The organism is Sporosarcina sp. BP05 (assembly GCF_014282005.1).
In the GTDB taxonomy this organism is placed as follows: Bacteria; Bacillota; Bacilli; order Bacillales_A; family Planococcaceae; genus Sporosarcina.
In genome coordinates this window covers 1-1,411 of record NZ_JACFTD010000061.1, presented here as the reverse complement: position 1 = coordinate 1,411, position 1,411 = coordinate 1, and the positions used below count along the sequence as shown (strand labels likewise).

At 33.7% G+C, this 1,411-nt stretch carries 3 protein-coding genes; all 3 read left to right on the top strand.

Features of this window, described 5'->3' with window-relative positions; translation table 11 throughout:
- The coding region (locus H2672_RS19075) for a hypothetical protein (RefSeq protein WP_222439467.1) at window positions 1–386 on the top strand (386 nt) is incomplete at its 5' end.
- Window positions 387–504: 118 nt separating this feature from the next.
- Window positions 505–705: a DUF6366 family protein gene (locus tag H2672_RS19070; protein ID WP_186673983.1), complete on the top strand. Its 201-nt coding sequence runs from the start codon at window positions 505–507 to the stop codon at window positions 703–705.
- Window positions 706–885: 180 nt separating this feature from the next.
- A complete protein-coding gene (locus H2672_RS19065; RefSeq protein ID WP_186673980.1) occupies window positions 886–1,278 on the top strand; it encodes a hypothetical protein in 393 nt (130 codons plus the stop codon).
- The last annotated feature ends 133 nt before the right edge of the window (window positions 1,279–1,411 follow it).

The following is a 1,411-nucleotide window of genomic DNA, read 5'->3' as shown; positions in this document are numbered from 1 at the left end:
AGATTCATCGCACGGATCCAAAAGAAATGGAAAAGTTGCTCTTGGAGAAGTTTGGTGGTGAAGTTACACGAATTGAAAGCAAAGAATTAATTGTTCTTCCCACAACACTTGAATCTTTTCATGAATTATTAACCCAACAAAATAAAGAAATGAATGCCATGCGGGAAATGGTTGATGAATTGGTTAAAGGACAATTAGAGTTAAAAAGTTATATCGAGAAGTCTTTGCCAGGACGGCTACAACTGGAAGAACACGACAGAGAACTATTGTTAAGTCTAAAGGAAACTATGGCAAGTCGTAAAAAAGAATTGGACATGGCTGAAACTGCTGCGACAGAAGAAGAGGGAAATCTAGGTTTTTTCGCCCGTTTTTTTAAAAAGCGGTGAAAAATTATTGAAAGTTGCCTGTTCTTGTTCAACTAACGGGGCAGTTTAGTGTAAGAAGGTATTGAAAATAAATTATAGAATAATTACAACAGAAGCAATTCGCAAAGGGGGGCTTAGTTTGAATAATCACCATGAAACGCCTGAAGAAAAAAGAGAACGATTAAGACAAAGTGAATTAAAAAATAATCCCACTGGTTCTCTAAATGATGGTGTAAATAGAGGAATTGGTGGAAATTTAACTGGTATGGGTTCTAAAGATATACTGATATTAATTGTTGTTTTAATAGTTGGATATGTTTTATATAAACTGTTTTTTTAAGATTTCACTTAACCTTGTTCAACTAACGGGGCAGGTTAATGCAACAAACATTTAAAGAATTCCTAAACGACGATTTGGAAAGTTTTTAATCTATGTATCAAGATACTTTCAAACTTAAATTGAATATTCATAAAACTAGAGTACAATATTTGATATATACAATTATTAAGGGGGATATGAATGAAAAAGAAATTAAGATTTTTACTATTAACAACATTGGTTTGTGGTATTTTTTCATTTTCAAATAACTCTTATGCAGTGACACAGGAGAAAGAATTAAATGACGTCTTCCATTCTAGGGAGGTTCAAACTCTAACAGTTTTAGATTCTCAAGGTGTTTCCTACTTAACTACGGAAGAATATTTACAGACACGTTCTGGATTACCTATTTATAAAACTGAATTATTTTATACCGATTTTCATGAATTAAAACAACACGAGTTTATCGAATTTACAAAAGATGTTGAAGGGCATTTGTATAAAGGTACTCTAAAATTATATCGAGCCGATAGGCAGGACGACGATAGCTGGAAAGCTATGTATAGCGGGGTAATCTCTAGAGTCGAATTGTGAGTTTTTTCACTTAAACTAACGGGTAGCTTTAGTTCAACAAGAGGAGATCGTCTATTGACGGTCTTTTTTATTTGGCCAGAGGGAAGTTTATGGGGAAGTGTCAACGGTAAATGTCTGACTGAAGCAAAAGCGT